The 14,900-nt window shown below is 63.9% G+C and carries 29 protein-coding genes; 14 read left to right on the forward strand and 15 right to left on the reverse strand.

Annotation, left to right across the window (positions count from 1 at the left end; all coding sequences use genetic code 11):
* From JCM9942_RS03780 to JCM9942_RS03830, 13 genes are all read right to left on the reverse strand, one after another.
* On the reverse strand, positions 1 to 794 hold a 794-nt coding region (locus tag JCM9942_RS03780), incomplete at its 3' end, for a helix-turn-helix domain-containing protein (protein WP_218185452.1).
* Positions 791 to 1,156, reverse strand: a complete 366-nt coding sequence (locus JCM9942_RS03785; RefSeq protein WP_054657737.1) for a hypothetical protein — start codon at positions 1,154 to 1,156, stop codon at positions 791 to 793. The genes JCM9942_RS03785 and JCM9942_RS03780, both read right to left, overlap by 4 nt.
* Entirely contained in the window at positions 1,125 to 1,388 is a 264-nt protein-coding gene (locus JCM9942_RS03790; RefSeq protein ID WP_054657739.1) for a hypothetical protein, read from the reverse strand. The genes JCM9942_RS03785 and JCM9942_RS03790 overlap by 32 nt, the downstream gene beginning before the upstream one ends.
* A complete protein-coding gene (locus JCM9942_RS18790; protein ID WP_145974283.1) occupies positions 1,376 to 1,678 on the reverse strand; it encodes a hypothetical protein in 303 nt (100 codons plus the stop codon). Before JCM9942_RS18790 ends, JCM9942_RS03790 begins: the two co-directional genes overlap by 13 nt.
* The gene (locus JCM9942_RS03795) at positions 1,669 to 1,962 is read right to left on the reverse strand and encodes a DUF6378 domain-containing protein (protein ID WP_054657741.1); all 294 of its coding nucleotides are present in this window, start codon (positions 1,960 to 1,962) and stop codon (positions 1,669 to 1,671) included. The genes JCM9942_RS18790 and JCM9942_RS03795 overlap by 10 nt, the downstream gene beginning before the upstream one ends.
* The gene (locus JCM9942_RS03800) at positions 1,959 to 2,198 is read right to left on the reverse strand and encodes a hypothetical protein (RefSeq protein WP_054657743.1); all 240 of its coding nucleotides are present in this window, start codon (positions 2,196 to 2,198) and stop codon (positions 1,959 to 1,961) included. Before JCM9942_RS03800 ends, JCM9942_RS03795 begins: the two co-directional genes overlap by 4 nt.
* On the reverse strand, positions 2,195 to 2,485 hold the full coding sequence (locus JCM9942_RS03805) for a hypothetical protein (protein WP_054657746.1): 291 nt from the start codon (positions 2,483 to 2,485) through the stop codon (positions 2,195 to 2,197). Before JCM9942_RS03805 ends, JCM9942_RS03800 begins: the two co-directional genes overlap by 4 nt.
* 32 nt (positions 2,486 to 2,517) lie before the next feature.
* Entirely contained in the window at positions 2,518 to 2,742 is a 225-nt protein-coding gene (locus JCM9942_RS03810) for a hypothetical protein (RefSeq protein ID WP_054657748.1), read from the reverse strand.
* Positions 2,739 to 2,867 (reverse strand): hypothetical protein, encoded by a 129-nt coding sequence (locus tag JCM9942_RS19960; RefSeq protein WP_256202289.1) that lies wholly within the window; start codon positions 2,865 to 2,867, stop codon positions 2,739 to 2,741. Before JCM9942_RS19960 ends, JCM9942_RS03810 begins: the two co-directional genes overlap by 4 nt.
* Positions 2,864 to 3,073: a hypothetical protein gene (locus JCM9942_RS03815; protein WP_054657750.1), complete on the reverse strand. Its 210-nt coding sequence runs from the start codon at positions 3,071 to 3,073 to the stop codon at positions 2,864 to 2,866. Before JCM9942_RS03815 ends, JCM9942_RS19960 begins: the two co-directional genes overlap by 4 nt.
* Positions 3,070 to 3,348 (reverse strand): hypothetical protein, encoded by a 279-nt coding sequence (locus JCM9942_RS03820; RefSeq protein WP_054657752.1) that lies wholly within the window; start codon positions 3,346 to 3,348, stop codon positions 3,070 to 3,072. Before JCM9942_RS03820 ends, JCM9942_RS03815 begins: the two co-directional genes overlap by 4 nt.
* Complete coding sequence (locus JCM9942_RS03825; RefSeq protein ID WP_054657754.1) at positions 3,345 to 3,722, reverse strand: hypothetical protein; 378 nt, start codon at positions 3,720 to 3,722, stop codon at positions 3,345 to 3,347. Before JCM9942_RS03825 ends, JCM9942_RS03820 begins: the two co-directional genes overlap by 4 nt.
* Positions 3,719 to 3,952: a hypothetical protein gene (locus JCM9942_RS03830; RefSeq protein WP_054657756.1), complete on the reverse strand. Its 234-nt coding sequence runs from the start codon at positions 3,950 to 3,952 to the stop codon at positions 3,719 to 3,721. The genes JCM9942_RS03825 and JCM9942_RS03830 overlap by 4 nt, the downstream gene beginning before the upstream one ends.
* A 276-nt stretch (positions 3,953 to 4,228) precedes the next feature.
* On the opposite strand from JCM9942_RS03830, the gene JCM9942_RS03835 reads away from it, so the two are divergent.
* Complete coding sequence (locus JCM9942_RS03835; protein ID WP_054657758.1) at positions 4,229 to 4,543, forward strand: hypothetical protein; 315 nt, start codon at positions 4,229 to 4,231, stop codon at positions 4,541 to 4,543.
* A gap of 61 nt (positions 4,544 to 4,604) precedes the next feature.
* Here JCM9942_RS03835 and JCM9942_RS03840 read toward each other — a convergent pair whose 3' ends face one another.
* Together JCM9942_RS03840 and JCM9942_RS20650 are read right to left on the reverse strand one after the other, a co-directional pair.
* On the reverse strand, positions 4,605 to 4,988 hold the full coding sequence (locus JCM9942_RS03840; protein ID WP_054657760.1) for a S24 family peptidase: 384 nt from the start codon (positions 4,986 to 4,988) through the stop codon (positions 4,605 to 4,607).
* Positions 4,989 to 5,109: 121 nt separating this feature from the next.
* Entirely contained in the window at positions 5,110 to 5,307 is a 198-nt protein-coding gene (locus JCM9942_RS20650) for a helix-turn-helix domain-containing protein (protein ID WP_157722757.1), read from the reverse strand.
* A gap of 72 nt (positions 5,308 to 5,379) precedes the next feature.
* Between JCM9942_RS20650 and JCM9942_RS03845 the strand changes: the two genes are divergently transcribed.
* The 13 genes from JCM9942_RS03845 to JCM9942_RS03900 form a co-directional block, all read left to right on the forward strand.
* Positions 5,380 to 5,646 carry a Cro/CI family transcriptional regulator gene (locus JCM9942_RS03845; RefSeq protein ID WP_157722758.1) on the forward strand — a complete coding sequence of 89 codons (267 nt, stop codon included), beginning with the start codon at positions 5,380 to 5,382 and terminating at the stop codon, positions 5,644 to 5,646.
* Positions 5,647 to 5,832, forward strand: a complete 186-nt coding sequence (locus tag JCM9942_RS03850; RefSeq protein WP_054657764.1) for a hypothetical protein — start codon at positions 5,647 to 5,649, stop codon at positions 5,830 to 5,832. It abuts the gene before it with no gap.
* Between the two features lies 1 nt (position 5,833).
* A complete protein-coding gene (locus JCM9942_RS18800) occupies positions 5,834 to 6,082 on the forward strand; it encodes a hypothetical protein (RefSeq protein WP_145974284.1) in 249 nt (82 codons plus the stop codon).
* Entirely contained in the window at positions 6,079 to 6,528 is a 450-nt protein-coding gene (locus JCM9942_RS03860; protein ID WP_054657768.1) for a phage regulatory CII family protein, read from the forward strand. The genes JCM9942_RS18800 and JCM9942_RS03860 overlap by 4 nt, the downstream gene beginning before the upstream one ends.
* A complete protein-coding gene (locus JCM9942_RS18805; RefSeq protein ID WP_145974285.1) occupies positions 6,525 to 6,839 on the forward strand; it encodes a hypothetical protein in 315 nt (104 codons plus the stop codon). The genes JCM9942_RS03860 and JCM9942_RS18805 overlap by 4 nt, the downstream gene beginning before the upstream one ends.
* A 3-nt stretch (positions 6,840 to 6,842) precedes the next feature.
* Positions 6,843 to 7,625 (forward strand): hypothetical protein, encoded by a 783-nt coding sequence (locus tag JCM9942_RS18810; protein ID WP_145974286.1) that lies wholly within the window; start codon positions 6,843 to 6,845, stop codon positions 7,623 to 7,625.
* Complete coding sequence (gene dnaB, locus JCM9942_RS03870; RefSeq protein ID WP_054657772.1) at positions 7,625 to 9,031, forward strand: replicative DNA helicase; 1,407 nt, start codon at positions 7,625 to 7,627, stop codon at positions 9,029 to 9,031. Before JCM9942_RS18810 ends, dnaB begins: the two co-directional genes overlap by 1 nt.
* A gap of 201 nt (positions 9,032 to 9,232) precedes the next feature.
* Positions 9,233 to 9,409: a hypothetical protein gene (locus JCM9942_RS19590; protein WP_218185453.1), complete on the forward strand. Its 177-nt coding sequence runs from the start codon at positions 9,233 to 9,235 to the stop codon at positions 9,407 to 9,409.
* Positions 9,403 to 9,732: a terminase small subunit gene (locus tag JCM9942_RS19595; protein WP_425478306.1), complete on the forward strand. Its 330-nt coding sequence runs from the start codon at positions 9,403 to 9,405 to the stop codon at positions 9,730 to 9,732. The genes JCM9942_RS19590 and JCM9942_RS19595 overlap by 7 nt, the downstream gene beginning before the upstream one ends.
* Complete coding sequence (locus JCM9942_RS03885) at positions 9,729 to 11,798, forward strand: phage terminase large subunit family protein (RefSeq protein ID WP_054657778.1); 2,070 nt, start codon at positions 9,729 to 9,731, stop codon at positions 11,796 to 11,798. Before JCM9942_RS19595 ends, JCM9942_RS03885 begins: the two co-directional genes overlap by 4 nt.
* On the forward strand, positions 11,795 to 12,118 hold the full coding sequence (locus JCM9942_RS03890; RefSeq protein ID WP_054657780.1) for a helix-turn-helix domain-containing protein: 324 nt from the start codon (positions 11,795 to 11,797) through the stop codon (positions 12,116 to 12,118). The genes JCM9942_RS03885 and JCM9942_RS03890 overlap by 4 nt, the downstream gene beginning before the upstream one ends.
* Before the next feature lie 346 nt (positions 12,119 to 12,464).
* A complete protein-coding gene (locus JCM9942_RS03895; protein WP_054657782.1) occupies positions 12,465 to 13,991 on the forward strand; it encodes a phage portal protein in 1,527 nt (508 codons plus the stop codon).
* On the forward strand, positions 13,988 to 14,900 hold a 913-nt coding region (locus tag JCM9942_RS03900), incomplete at its 3' end, for a head maturation protease, ClpP-related (protein ID WP_172675038.1). The genes JCM9942_RS03895 and JCM9942_RS03900, both read left to right, overlap by 4 nt.

The following is a 14,900-nucleotide window of genomic DNA, read 5'->3' on the forward strand; positions in this document are numbered from 1 at the left end:
TGTGGGGCGCTCTGCTTCTGCGCGCGCAGTTGGGCGCGTTCAAGTGCAGCGCGCTGGCGGGCGTCGCGGGCGAGCTGCTGCTGTGCGATGCGCTGCTCACGGGCGATGCGGCGAGCCTCGGCTCGCTGCTGCTGTTGGGCCTGCCTCGCTGCCTGGCGCTTCAGTCGGGTGGCGGTGCGCTTTGCGTTGTTGCCGGCCGGCTGGTGGCGAGGTGTGGCAGTGTGCTTCGCGTCGCGCAGCCAGCGGTAGCGGAGTGGTCGCCCTGGAATGCGCTCCAGCATGCCGTCGCGCGCCTGGTTGTGGATGATGGAGTACATGCGCACGCGGCCCACTTCCGGCGACAGACCGAGCGCGGTGTAGATCTCATCGGCGGAGGCGGTGCCTAGTTGCTTGACGATCTGGCGCACACGTTCGCCGATGGATCGCTTGTCGGCAGCGGTCTCGTCACGCCATTTCAGATAGGCGGCTTCGGCGTTTTTGTAGGCGGTGGCTTGTCGCTCGGCCCACATCTGCCCACGTGGGCGTGGCGCGACGGAGATGTTGCGCTCCTGCGGTTCGCGCAGGATGCGCCAGCGCAGAGGCTTGGCACCTTCGGCGCAGGTAACGATTCCGTCCTGCTTCAGCGCGCGCATGGTGGACCGCACGGCGGCCCGCGTGTAGCTGTCGGTGATCCCCATGGCGAGGCAGATTTCATCGGTGGTGCTGGGACCGTTGGCACGGAGCACGGCGCGGATACCGGCAGACCGATTGGTGCCGCCGCGAATATCGGCCGGAGTGAGGTTGAGTGCGGTCATGCGTCGCACCCCTTGCCGATCTCGCCGCGGCGGCCATCGGCCGTGGCGGTGAAGTCGCGCCAGTGCACCCAGCCCCGCTGCGGGCAGTGGAAGCCCCATTCGCGCAGGATTGGCGTGGTGATGAATAGCGTCCAGCAGGGCGCCGGGCCGCCGTTGATCGTGTTCCACAAGTCAATACGGTGCGCGGTGCGCGGGCCGCTCAGTTTGAGCGAGCCGGGGAAGCGCACGTTGCGCTGGTGGATGCCGCCGGCGGCGATGGTGTGCTCGATGTAGCTGCCGGCTAGCAGCAGCGAGGCCCAGGCCCATGGGTGATCGTGCAGGGCGCGTTCGTCATCGCTGCGCAGGAACTTGTGCAGGTACACGTTGTAGGCGCATGCTCAGCCACACGGCGAAACGCTGCCAGCGGGTGCGCTGGGCATCGTCGATATGCCGGTACCAGCCGCGCCACGGGGTGAGATACCAGCGCAGCAGGTACGCGCCAGCGGGATCATCGGCGCCGACGATGAAGTCGGGCGGACGCCGGCCTGCGATGCGGGAGATGAATCTCATTGTGAACATGGAAACGAGGCGGTCGGCGATTTTCAGGGAAGGCATGGATGATTCCTTTCGTATCCGTGGCTCTTGTATTGCTTGTGGCCTTCCGGGAAATCGCAGCACGCTGGGTACTGGTAGCCCGTCAACACACTGATCTCTTGCAGTCGCGGGTGTATCCGGTTGCAGAAGGGGCACATCCATTCCTGCCGACCTTTGTGGTGATAGGCGTGGAGGTTGTTGAAGTGCAGTGCAGCCTGTAGTTTTGCTGCGGCGAGACCTTCGATACGCCGCTTCTCAGCGGCTATCTGCCTAGCCTCCTTCCATGTCTGAAGGATCTCTTTCAGGCGCATGCGTCAACCTCCCGTGCGGCGGCTTCTGCGCCGAGGGCGGCGTAGGCAGTGCGGTCGAGGTGGTCGTCGGCGTGATAACTGCCGGCGGCACCGCGGCTCATCTTCAGCAGCTCCATGAACTGCCAGCCCTGGGATTCGGTGATGTTGGTGCCGAACATGGCGTTGAACGCGGCCACGGTGCGAGCCATGGAGCGCTCGCCGGTGGGCTGTTCGCGCAGCAGGGCGCGCTGGGCGATGTCGTCAGCGGCGGCCGTCAGAATTTGTGGGGCGGTGGGCGCCGTCATGGTGTTTCCACCCCCGCCGCCTTCAGCAGCGCCTTGTTCAGCACGTAGTAGTTGCCACGCGCAGCAATCTGCGGGTGTGCGTTGTTGGTGAGTACCAGGCAGTCGTAGCTTGGGAACGGGCGGCTGCCGTCCCAGTTGTCGACGATGCACTTCATACCGAAGTGCTGGCGCAGCTGCTCAGCGTGATGGGTCTTGCCGCTGCCCTTGGGGCCAAAGACGATGACGGAGCGCTTCACGCGGCCACCGCCTTTTCATTGCCGGCCAGAGTGAGTTGCTGGGCCATACCCACGCCGCGCTCGGTGAGCTTCACCGTGCGTGGGAATTCCGGGTCGTCGAAGGCGACCAGGCCAGCGTTGTCCAGCCAGTTGATGGCGCGCCGGGTGAAGACTTCCACGGTGACGGCCTTGCTGGTCTTGACCTGCACTGGCGTGCTGACGAATCCGCCGCGGGTGCGGCGCAGGGTGTGTCCCTGGGAGGCGAATGCGGCCAGCAGGGCGCGCTTCGCGACGGGTTGGAGGTGCATGTAAGGCTCCGGTAAGTTTGGGCGGGCGCGGACTATTCGGTGACGGACGGCGGATTGGGGCGCAGGAACCCGATACGGCGGCGTCGCAGTGCGCGCCGCCATCGCTTGATGGCGTAGACGACAAGGGCCAGCCACGCGGCCGCGAACACCAGCAGCAGCGAGTGGGCGCTGGTGACCCACGCGCGGTGGATGAGGCACGACAGCACGCCGAGCGCGGTGCCGATCCAGAACAGGGCGACAAGATCAGCGGTCTTCATGCCCAGGCTCCCAGCACTGTGGCGACGCCTGCGCCAAGGGCGAATGCCACACCCGCAATCACCCCCATCAGGACCATGTCCTCGCGTGCGCGCCGCTTCAGCTCGCGCTCAAGAGCGTCGCTCATGCAGCACCGCCGGGCGGGTTTGGTCTGCTTGTGCTGCGACGCTGTATGGACAGCTGCAGCAGTTCGCCGACGACATGGTTTCCCTGCGCGCCATGGCGCTGGGCTTCACGGATGCGTGCGAAGGCCTGGGCATCGCTCACTCCGGCACGGGCGGCGAACTTCCGCGCGGATTGGAAGGTGTGCAGCGTGTAGATGTCGGCGCTCATGCGCGGGACTCCCTTACTTTGACGCCCTGGCGGTCGAGCCAGCGGCAGGCGCGCTGCAGGGCGAGCGGATTGAGTGCGAAGCGGGCACCGCCCACATGCAGGGTGCTGGTGCGAGCGGTGACGCGCCGGGCAACGCTGACGGCAACCTGTTTCGGCGCACCGGCAGTGCTCTGGCCGTAGCGGCCAGCCCACAGAAAGCCGGCGCAGACCATCAGCACCAGGGTTTCCCCGCCATGGCCGGTGGGGAAGTGTTCTTCGATGGGAAGGGTGTTCATGCCGGAACTCCGCTGGTGTTTGCAGCGCTCTGGTGAGGCGCTGCTGCCGCGTTGTGTGTGCAGCGCTCAATGGCATCGGCACGGTCAATTTCGGCGGCGATGTAGCGCTCGCAGAGTTCCCGGGTGGTAGGTGCTTCGATCGCGGGGTAGCCTCGCTCGGCGACACGGCGGTGATGCGCCTGGGTGTCTGCGACGACGCGATCAAAAGCACGGTCGGCGGCGAGCAGGTCGCTCAGTGCCAGGGCGTCCAGCTCTTCGACGGTGGCGTTCGGATCGAAGGCGCGAAAGTCGTCGATGGCGTTGTGATCGAGCACGCGGGCGCGGGGCGTGCCATCAGCGGCATTGAAGCGGTGCAGGAAGATGCGCGTGCTCATGCCCGGGCCTCCGCCGCGGTGTCGCGGGCGAATGCTTCAGCCATACGGCTGGCCACGCCCATGCGGCGGCTGCGGCGCTTCTGGTTCTTGCTGTGTTCGCCAGCACTGCGCCCGCGCAGCAGGATGGCGCGGCGGTGTTCGCGGGCGGCTACGTAAAGCAGGCAGTGCAGTGCGCGCAGCGGCAGGGAGGCCGGTGCGGATACGTCATTTGCGAGTTGCTGCGTGCTCATGGCGCTCTCCGGAAGAGGGAGGGCGCCGGCGGGTCAGTGCGGCTGGGGAGTGGCCTGCTGCCGGTCAGGGGAGGAGCCGGCAGGGTGGCGACCCGCCGGTCGCCCGCCAGCAGGGACTGCTGGTGGGCACATATAAGCATGCTAATTTTTTGAATGCAAGTGCGCTTATATGTCCGCGTGCTGCATCTCTTGCCAGGTAGTGGCGGGAGTGCTGTGACAAAATGCCCGTTGACCCGCACAGACTCGCCGTCCTGCATACAAAGGGCTGGACAGAACATGCATTCTTTGATTCTTCTCGCGTTGTCATTGACTGCCCAGCCCGACGCTGTGGCACTCAAGCGCATTGACTACCTGCGCTGTCTTTCCAACATGGAGCGTGTCAGCACGGCGCGGCTTATGTCACAACCGGCAAAGAGCGATGAAATCGCGGCGGCGATGTTATGCGTGGATGCATACCGGCAGCTTGATCACCATAAGGCCTCAGAGCTGAAACGTGTATACGAGGCTTTTACTGTGCAGCTTGAGGCCCCATCGGCAGTTGCACATGGGGAGCTGATCTCAGCGTCAACAATCTTTATGCGGGGGCTTTAGAGAGCTCGGCGGACTTCAACATGCTGGGGCTGGAAGATCCCGTTTATTGGGACAGGAGTGCTCAGAACTCTTCTGCTCTGCGCATCAGCGCAGCGCCGAGAACACGCCCGGCGACATGGATGCTTTCAATGTCGCTGGGTGGAATAACTTGGCTGCGGTACTTCGCATTTGTACTGATGACGTGCAGGCCATCAGGCAGCATCTGTAGCCGCTTTACCAGCGTGTAACCGTTCAAATTGATGAGGTAGATACCGTCGCCGTCGAAGAACTCGCGGCGTACATCGACCATCACAACATCACCGTTCTTAATGTCGGGGTACATGGAATCTCCGCGAACTGTCACCAGTTTCACGCGGTCCTTTTCCGGGACAAAGCCAATCTGGCTTCGCACCTGCCATTCTGCGACGTCCATCTCCTGGACTACTTCCGGGAAGTCATCGTTCACTACGCCATAGCCCCCTGAGGCTTCGCCTTCCATAACGCGGAAGCAACATAGCCCGGTGGTGTCTCACTGTATGAGGCTGACGGGAGGGGATCGTCGCGGCGCTGTGGGCCGCTGCCATCGATCAGCCACTCCAGCCTGAACTCCGGTAGATCCGGCCCAGCTTGACGGCGGTTTGCCCACTTAGTGACTTCGTCGTTCCATCCTCCAGCTGATAGAGCGCTGACGGAGTTACCCCGGCCTTCCTGGCAGCTTCTGCAGCTTCAGTGAAGCCCGATTCGGTGCGGGCGAGGGTGAGTCGTTGAGCAAGTGACATAGGCATGTAAGCCAGCTTATAGGCAGTGCATCACAGCGTGCTTGCATGTTCAAAAGTAAGCGCGCTAATATCTTGGGCATGAAGACCCCTGAGATCACGAAAGAGCAGGCCATTTCTGCGTACGACGGTAATGCGTCGGCGCTTGCGAGGGCGCTTGGGATCACACCGTCTGCTGTCTACCAGTGGCCTGACGGGGCGATCGATGAGCGTTGGGCGCTGAAACTTGCGTTCGTCCTTAAGCCTGCTGTGTTCGGCCCGGACTCCCCGGAGGCGCGCCGAACCCCGGCCGCCGCGGACGCGACGGCCGAAGCAGCTCCAGCTGTTCCCGTGAGCGAGGCCGCCTGAGTGGCGCACCACGTTGAGCCACTGGCTGATGACCTGGGCAACGCCGATATCGGCGTGCTGCTTGATGAACCCCTGATCGAAGGTGCGGCCGGCTTCGAGCCGGTGCTGACCAGCGACCAGTGGTCGTCCCTTCTCCAGCAGTGCCGCGCCGCTGGCCGGCCGCTGCATCTGTGCGAGGTGCGCTGATATGCGCCGCTTAGACACTGCGAAGACCCTGCGGTTTGCGCTGGCCACTCTGCTGCTGGGAATTGGCATTGGGCTTCTGATCGCGGGAGGTATCGGCCGGCTCAAAGAAGACCGCGACGACAGCGCCCGGACCGGTGCGGATATCGAACCGGCGGAGCGTGGTGAAGCGCAGCGGGGCTGGGTGGTTGGTCATGCCGCGATGTTGGGCGGTGCCCTCTTCCAAAAACACGTTCGCCTGGTGGCTGCATGAACGTTGACGACGCGGCACATGCCGTGGTGCACGACTACCCCGGTGGTAGTGAGAGCCTTGGCCCGCGTGCCGGGATCGGTGCCGCAGTGCTGCGGAGCAAGGTGAACCCGAATGCTGGCACGCATCACCTCACATTGAAGGAGGCGGTGCGAATCACCGGGCTTACCGGCGATATGCGCATCCTGCAGGCGTTCGCGCAGGAATGCGGCCATATCGTGCTGGCAGCCCCCGGAGGCGATGACAGGCACGCAAGTGACATGGCGGTGCTGGAGCTGGTGGCAGCAGTAGGTGGATCCCAGGGCGACCTGTTCGGCTCCATCCATCGCGCACTGGCAGACGGTGAGCTGACACCGGCAGAGTTGGCAGCCATCCATGACTGTGGGCAGGCCGCCATGGCTCGTATTGCTGCACTGCTGCAGCGATTGGGCGGGATGGTGGAAGGATGAAGCGCCATCTCACGCACACGGTGCGCGCACTGATCCGCCGCCGTTGGCGTCCGGCGGACATGCCGGCATGCCGTGCACAGATTGCCGCCGCTGCTGCGGCACTGGACGATGAATCACCAGGTGTGCAGGGCGCTGATGCGTTGGCACTGCGTGAGCAGCTGCGCGTGGATGCGGCAAGGCAACGGCAAAGGGTGATTCCGCTGTATGGCGTTACTGATGTAACGCCCGGTGCGTTACGCGATGAAGGAAAAAGTATCGCCGGTGTGTCACTTGCGCGGGCTACTGAACAAACGCCTGGCGAGGGAGAGTGAGTTATGGCTGCGTGGCTGAAGATGGGCGTTGATCTGCCGGAGAAACCGGAGGTGTGGCAGATCGCTTCGCGCTGCTCGCTCGATCCTGATGCAGTGGTTGGCAAGCTGCTGAAGGTGTGGCGATGGTTCGATTCTCACACCGAGAACGGTAACGCTGCTGGCGTTACGGTTTCGATCATTGATCACGTCGCAACCGCTACAGGTTTCGGTGATGCGATGGTTGCGTGTGGCTGGCTTGAGGCTACTGAAGACGGGCTGAGCCTGCCAAAGTTTGATCGTCACAATGGAGAAACCGCAAAGAAACGGGCACTTACGGCAAAACGCGTCGGTGCGCATCGCGGAAAGGGTAACGCCGACAGTAACGCTTCGAGAGTTACGGAAAGCGTACCTAGAGTAAGAGAAAGAAGTAATACCCCCATAGCCCCCAAGGGGGCCGATGGAAATGATTCAAGCAAGGGCAAAAGCGGTAAGCGGATGACGTGGCTGGAGTTCGCCGCGGCGTGTGCCGATGCCGGCGAGGATCTGTTGCCCGAGGACAACGCTGTGTTCGTCTACGCGGAGAGGATCGGGCTGCCGGGTGAGTTCGTCGGCTTGGCTTGGGGTTGGTTCAAGGCCCGCCATGCGGATAAACGCCAGGTTGGCGTTCGTGGTTGGCGTCAGGCGTTCGGCAACTGCGTCCGGGAGAACTGGGGAAAGCTGTGGTGGGACAACGGCGGTACATGGGAGCTGACCACCGCCGGCAAGCAGGCGCAGCGTGAAGTCCAGGCGCAGGCGGTGGCCGCGTGATGGGGGACGCTGATGGCGGGATGCTGCGACAGGCGCCTTGCGCGATCGACGCTGAGCAGGCTGTGTTGGGCGGCGTGATGCTGGTGAACGAATCGCTGGCAAAGGTGAGCGACTGGCTCAAGTCGACCGACTTCTTCAACGTCGCACACCAGAGGATCTATACGGCGATGCTGGACATGTCGGCATGCGATCCCCCGCGGCCAATGGACGCGGTGAGCATGGCCGACTGGCTGTTGGAGCGCGGCCACGGCGAAAGCATTGATGGTGGTAGTTACCTGACCGAACTGGCGACCACCACGCCCTCGGCGGCGAACATTGTGGCGTATGCGGAGATTGTCAAATCGAAGTCGGTTCAGCGGCAGCTGATTGGCGTCGGCCGTGAGCTGATGGAGCGGGGGTTCTCGCCCCAGGGTGAAGACGTTTCCGTGATCGTTGCGGGTGCCACGCAGCAGCTGGCGGAGCTGCAGGGCGTTCGGCAAGGTTCTGTGAAGGCTGCGAAAGTGGTGGGGAAGCGCTGGTATGAGGCGCTGACGCATCGCTACAACAATGGCGCCGAGCTGCAGGGACTGGCAACGCCCTGGGCGAAATTCAACTCAATCACAAACGGCTTGAAGCCCGGCGAGCTGGTGGTCGTGGCTGCGCGGCCGGCGATGGGTAAGTCGGCATGGGCGGTGAACGTCGCAACGTCGGTGGCTATGCGTGGTCAGCGTGCGTTGATCTTCAATCTGGAGATGACGGACACGGCTATCTACAACCGCGCAGTAGCTTCGCTGACGGATGTGCCGCTGAGCTGGCTGCAGAAGCCAACAGATGATGGTGAAAACTCGCATTGGCCGCGCGTCTCCGCAGCGGTAAAGAGCCTCAATGAGTCAGGGCTGCTGATCGATGACAGCCCTGGGCTGAGCATGGCGCAGATTGCTGCACGGTGCCGGCGCGAGCGCATGAAGGGAAAGCTGGGGTTAGTCGTCATCGACCACCTGCACCTGATCCCACTGCCCGGGAAAACGAAAGAGTCGACAGAGATTGGCGATATCTCAGGTGCGTGCAAGCGACTGGCAAAGGAGATGGATTGTCCGGTGGTGGTGCTGTCGCAGTTGAATCGAGGACTGGAGGCTCGCACGAACAAGCGGCCGCGCATGAGTGACCTTCGAGAGTCGGGGGCCATCGAGCAGGATGCCGACCTGATCGTCTTCCTCTACCGCGACGACTACTACGCGCAGCAGGAGGGAAAGGTCAGCCAGCTCACGGGATTCGTGGAGATGATCATTGCCAAGCAGCGAGAGGGTGAGACGGGAACGGTGTGGGCACGAAACGCATTGGGATTCGGCCGAATCGATGACTTCGAAGGACCGGCGCCGCACATATCCATCGCATCCGAGTCTGGGCGCGGTGGAGGGCTGAACTGATGGCTCTTGCGTGCTGTGTTCCACGGGAATCCATCGGGCCGGCTGGTCATCCCGCTCGTTCAGGTTCGCGGGGACTTCGGGCTGTTCAGGTTCGCGGGTCCTCCTGGAGGGGGGCTGTCACGGGTAATTCGGACCCCGACAAAGCGCTAGTCACAGGGGTTTTCAAGGGGGGTTATGTTGATGCGTGACCTGTCCTCGCCCATGACCCAAGCCGGTTTCGGCGACCTAGTCGGCATCACCCAGCCGGCCGTCAGTGAGCTGGTCCGCCGAAAGATCCTTCCTGACGGCGCAAGTGCCGATGAGTGGCTGCTGGCTTATTGCGACCACCTGCGTGAAATGGCCGCCGGCGTGGTGGGGAGAGCGGTGCGGAGCTGGTAGCAGAGCGTGCGCGCTTGGCCCGCGAGCAAGCCGACAAGATCGCAATGCAGAACGCGGTCACCCGCGGCGAGCTGGCGCCGGCCTACGTACTGGAGGAGGTGCTTTCCCGCGCCGGTGCCCGTGCGGCGCGTCTGCTGGAAACCATCCCGGGCACGTTGCGCCGCCGGCTGCCGCAGCTCAGCAGCGACGACATCGCCGTCGTCACGGGAATCGTCGCCAAGGCCCGCAACCTCGCCGCATCGATGAAGCTGGCCGACGTGGACACCGACGATGACGCAATGACCCCTGACGATACCGTCCCCGCTGAAGGTGACGCCGAATGAGCCTGCTCAGCGGCGTCGATCCCACCCAGCTGCAGGCCGTAGAGCGCCACCTCGTGCGCGGGCTGTCCGCCTTCGCCGCCCAGGAGCCGGTCACGCTCGAATGGTGGGCGCGCGACAACTTCTATCTGTCTGCCGAATCCAGCTACGTCGAGCAGTCGTGGACGCCCTGGCCGTTCCAGCGGGCCATGATGGCAGTGATGAGCAACGACGATGTGCGCTTCGTCGACATCAAGAAATCCGCTCGCGTCGGTTACACCAAGATCCTGCTCGCCTTCATCGGCTACAACGCCGAGCACCGCCGCCGCAACCAGGCGCTGTGGCAGCCCACCGACGATGACGCCGAGGACTTCGTAAAGTCCGAGCTGGAGCCCATGCTGCGTGACGTGGAGGTCATGCGCAGCGTGTTCCCGTCCTACCTGCATCGGCACAAGGACAACACGCTCCAGCAGAAGAAGTTCATCGGCTCCATGTTGCGTGTGCGCGGCGGAAAGGCAGCAAAGAACTACCGCCGCATCTCCATCGACGTGGCTATGCTCGACGAGCTGGACGCCTTCGACAACGACGTGGAGAAGGAAGGCGCACCCGACTTCCTCGCCGGCAAGCGCTTGGAAGGTGCCACCTTCCCAAAGCTGATCGCCGGAAGTACGCCCAAGCTCAAGGGTTTCAGCCTGATTGATCGCCGATTCGACCAGGCCGACGAGCGCTTCACGCCGCACGTCCACTGCCCGCAGTGCGAAGAGCTACACCCGCTCACCTGGGGCGGAAAGGATGAGCCGCACGGCTTCAAGTTCGAACGCGACGAAGCCGGGGCGTTGCTGGGCGTCTACCACCTGTGCCCGCATTGCGCGTTTCCCATGCGCCAGGGCGATTTCCTCAACGTCGCCGAGCGTGGTGTATGGGTCAATGAACGCGGCGATATCTGGCTCACGGATGAGGGTCGCTTCACTACGACCACCGGCGAGCCGCTGCAGGCGCCGCTGCACGTCGGCTTGCACGTGTGGACCGCCTACAGCCCTACCGTCACCTGGCTGTCGATCGCACAGGACTTCTTCGCCGCCTACGCCAAGCAGCAGGAGGGTGACGATGCGCTGATGAAGGCCTTCGTCAACACCACGCTCGGCTGGGCGTGGGAAGGCGAGATCGAGCGCACCGACGCCGAAGAGCTGCAAGCCCGCGCAGAGCCCTTCCCACTGCGTCACATGCCGCGCGATTGCCTGCTGCTGCTATGTGGCGGCGACACGCAGGGCAACCGCCTCGAGTTCGGTGTGTGGGGCGTTGGCCGCGGTGGTCAGCTGTGGACCATCGACCACCGCGTGATCTTCGGCAACCCCGCGCAGCAAGCTGTGTGGGACGAAGCCGAAGAGTTCCTGCGCACCGCCGAGTACACACACGCCTGCGGTCGCACCCAGCGCATCTACGCCACCGCCATCGACTCCGGTGGTCACCACCCCGATGCCGTCTACGCCTTCGCCCACAAGCTCAAGGCGCTGCGCGTGTTCGCGGTGAAGGGCGCCAGCGGCCAGGAGCGCGCTATCGACAACGGCAACACCCGCGTCGGCTACAAGTGGAACGGCAAGACCGAGCGCAATGGCCCCGTGCTGTGGCACGTCAGCACCAATCTCGCGAAAGATAGGTTCCAGTCGCGCCTTGAAGTAGCTACGCCCGGCCCGGGCTACGTCCACTTTTCCAGCGAGCTGAGTCCGGAGTGGTTCAAGCAGATGGCGGCTGAAGTGCGCGCCACGCGCCGCACCAAGGCCGGCACCGAATCTCGGTGGACGCCCATCCGCAAGCGCAACGAGGTCAAGGACTGCTGCACCTACGCCATCTGGTTGGAAGAGCGCCTCGATCTCTGGTCCCCGCGCAAAACGAAGTGGTGGGACCAGCTGGAGGAACAGGTCCAGCCCGAGAACGACTTGTTCAGCACGCCTCTGCCTGCGCCGGTGCCTGTGGTGGTTGCTGATTCCGCCAAGCCCGCGCCAGTCGCCAGCGTGCCGGCACGTAATTTGGATTCCCGTGAAACATCACAAGAGGATTTCGGCTCCAGCCGATGGAGCGCCCGTCTATGAGCAACACGCGTGATATCGATGCTGTCGAAAACCTGCGCCGTCTGGTCGTGCGCGGCATCGTCGAACAGACCGGGCTCAATGAGGAGCACGCCATGCCGTACGCCACCGCGGTCGTGGCTGTGCTGCAAACAGAGTTCGGCGGCGAGCGGCTCCACATCCCCAAGGCACCTCCGTCAGCCGCCCAGAGCGAGCGACAGCTGCGCATCCAGCGTGACTTGGAGTCCGGTATGCCGGTCAACCAGGTGCGGATTCGCCACGGCGTTTCGCGCTCCACGCTGCATCGCATGTTCCCGGGCGGCCTGCCGAAAAAGAGCGCGTGACAATATGTCTCACACTTCCGGCATAGCGTGAGACAGTTATTTTTTAAGTAATTGATTCTAAAGGCCTGAAAAACACCGGTGTCTCACGTTTCTGGTAACGGGTGAGACAGTAGCGTCGTCAAGCTATGCAACATGGCGACGACCGCACAAACCATGCTGCAGACCTACATCAACGCCGAGCAGGCGGTGCTGTCGGGTCAGTCCTGGCGGATGGGAGAGCGCCAACTCACCCGCGCCGACCTTGCGAGATCCGCGCCGGGCGTCGTGAATGGGAGGCGCGAGTCGCATCTGAAACCCGCGGCGGCAGTCGCATGTCGGTCGCGCTGGCTGATTTCCGGTGCCGCGAATGAACCGGCTCGATTCTGCCATCGCCGCCATCTCGCCCGGCTGGGGTGCCAGGCGCGCCCACGCCCGCGCAAAAATCGCCGCGTACAGCTCGGCCTACGATGCGGCCAACCCCACACGCCTGCGGGAGTCCGCGCGCGACTACGGTTCCGGCAACACCGTCGTTGCCAGCGGCTCCGTCCGCATTCGCGCGCAGGCCCGCCACCTGGACCGCAACCACGACATCGTGGTCAACGGCTTCAACCAGATGGTGCAGAACGTCATCGGCCGCGACGGTATCGGCATTGAGCCGCAGCCGCGCGATGCCAACGGCAACATCGTGGAATCGCTGGTCGATCAGATCACGCCGCTGTTGCGTGACTTTTGGAAGCGCCCGGAAGTCAGCTGGTGCCACGACTTCGGCGCCGCCCAGCGGCTCATGGCCCGCACCTTGTTCCGCGATGGCGAGTGCCTGTACCAGGACCTGATCGGCCCGGTGCCGTATCTCGACCACGGCACCATCGTGCCGTACAGCATTGAGATGATCGAGCCGGACTTGATGCCGCTCGACCTCAACGATTCCACGCGCAACATCATCCAGGGCGTGGAGCGCAACGCGTGGGGTCGCCCCGTTGCGTACCACCTCTACAAACAGCACCCCGGCGATCCAAACGTGCTGATGCCGCAGATTAAGCGTGTCAGCGCGGATTTCGTGCATCATGCCAAGATGGTGGACCGCATCGGCCAGGTGCGTGGCGTCAGCGTGCTGGCTTCCGTGCTCACCCGGCTGGATGACCTGAAGGACTACGAAGAGTCCGAGCGCGTCGCCGCCAAGATCGCCGCCAGCATGGCCGCCTTCATCATCAAGGGCGATCCGCAGAGCTACGGCGAGAACGAAGACAAGCCGCACGGCCGCCGCATGCGCTTCCAGCCGGGCATGGTGTTCGATGACCTTGTGCAGGGCGAAAGCGTCGGCACGGTCGACACCAACCGCCCAAACCCGAATCTGGAAACCTACCGCAACGGCCAGCTGCGCGCTGTTGCAGGCGGCATGCGCGTGTCGTTTTCCTCGCTGTCCAAGAACTACAACGGCACCTACTCCGCGCAGCGGCAGGAGCTGGTGGAGCAGTACGGCGCCTACGGCGTGCTGGCCTACGAAGTTATTTCGCAGATCGTGCGCCCCATCTACGAGCGCTTCATCCAGGCGGCCATCGCATCGGGTGAGCTGGTGATCCCGGCGGGCGTTTCGCGCGCCACCGTTTCCGATGCCATGTTCATGCCGCCGGTCATGCCGTGGATCAACCCTGTCCACGAAGCCACTGGCCTGCGGATGATGATCCGCGCCGGCATCCGCTCGCTCACGTCTGTCATCAGCGAGCGTGGCGGCCGCATGTACGACACGTTGGAAGAGATCCGCAACGAGCGTGCCTGGGCCAATGAGCTGGGCATCACGCTGGACAGCGATCCAGGGCAGGTCAGCGATTCCGGCGTCGCTCAATCCGTGCAGGCCGATCCGACTCTCCCGCACGTCACCGAGGACACCCAATGAATCACCTTCACCCGCACCGGCTGCACGCCGGAATCGCCCTGGTGCTGGCCGCATCGTTCTCCTTCGACAACATCGGCCTGGAAACGCTGGCGCCGGAGTCGAAAGGCAAATCCGTGCTGGCACTCAATACCACCACCGGTGGCGAGGCCGAGTTGCTGATCTACGGCCCCATCGGCGACTACTACTGGGGCGAAGGCGTCACCGCCATGGGCGTGGTGGAGCAGCTGGCCGGCACCACCGCCAGCGTCATCAACGTGCGCATCAACTCTGATGGCGGCGTTGTCACCGATGGCCTCGCCATCTACAACGCGCTCAAGCAGCACCCGGCCACCATCAATGTCACCGTCGATGGCGTGGCCGCCAGCATCGCCAGCCTCATCGCGATGGCCGGCAGCACCCGTCGCATGCACGCCAACACCATGATGATGGTGCATGGCCCGCAGGGAGGCGGTTGGGGCTTTGCTGGCGACCTGCGCGATCGCGCAGACGCCATCGATGTGTACGGCCGCTCGATGCTGGAGAGCTACTCCGCACGCGCCAAGAACCCGGCCGACATCGAAACGATGCTCACCGACCGCAAGGACCACTGGCTCACCGCGGCCGATGCCGTCGCGCTCGGCCTGGCCGACGAGATCATTCCCGACGTGCAGCCCGAAACCGCAGACAGCAGCGTGGCCGCAGCCGCGTTGCTGTCCTACGTCTCGGCCATCTCCACCACCAGCGGCGCGGTACATGCCTCGCTGCGTCACCGCATCCAGTCGACCACCACGGCGGCTGCTTTCGCCTCGCTTCGCGAGGGACACCAGCGGGCCATCGTTGCCCAACTTGAGGACTCCAGCATGAAACAGCAGTGCCAACTGATCATGGCGCAGGCGGGCACCGCTCCGACTGCTGCCCCCGCGGCCGCCC

Origin of the sequence: Stenotrophomonas pictorum JCM 9942 (assembly GCF_001310775.1) — a bacterium.
GTDB classification, from domain to species: Bacteria; Pseudomonadota; Gammaproteobacteria; order Xanthomonadales; family Xanthomonadaceae; genus Stenotrophomonas; species Stenotrophomonas pictorum.